The sequence below is a fragment of the Pseudomonas sp. SIMBA_068 genome, from assembly GCF_046534705.1.
Taxonomy (GTDB): Bacteria; Pseudomonadota; Gammaproteobacteria; order Pseudomonadales; family Pseudomonadaceae; genus Aquipseudomonas; species Aquipseudomonas putida.
Window position 1 is genome coordinate 1 of record NZ_JAWRYI010000158.1, and the last position, 351, is coordinate 351.

The 351-nt window shown below is 57.3% G+C and carries 1 protein-coding gene; it reads left to right on the top strand.

Features of this window, described 5'->3' with window-relative positions:
* Positions 1-319: integrase core domain-containing protein (locus SB756_RS28635; RefSeq protein WP_410912888.1), on the top strand; the 319-nt coding region annotated here is incomplete at its 5' end.
* Between the last annotated feature and the right edge of the window lie 32 nt (positions 320-351).

Consider the following 351-nt stretch of genomic DNA (forward strand, 5'->3'; position numbering starts at 1 on the left):
ACTCTTCCGCACTGCGAAGTACTGCCCACTGTGGCCCGACCATCCGTTCGACAGCCTTACGGAAGCGAGACTCTGGGTACAGAGATTTGTCGAGTGGTACAACGAAGAGCACCGGCACAGTGCCCTGCGATACATCACGCCCAACGAGCGTCACGAAGGCAGAGCGACCGCGTTGCTAGAGGCGCGAGCGGCATTGTATTCGTCTGCCAAAGCAGCTAATCCAACACGCTGGAGCGGTGAGACGCGAAATTGGCGACTTGCAGATGCTGTTTACTTGAATCCGGAGCGCTCTGAAGCTGGCGTTGCCATAGCTAGCTGACGTTAAGGCGACAGGTACATTGACACGCACCG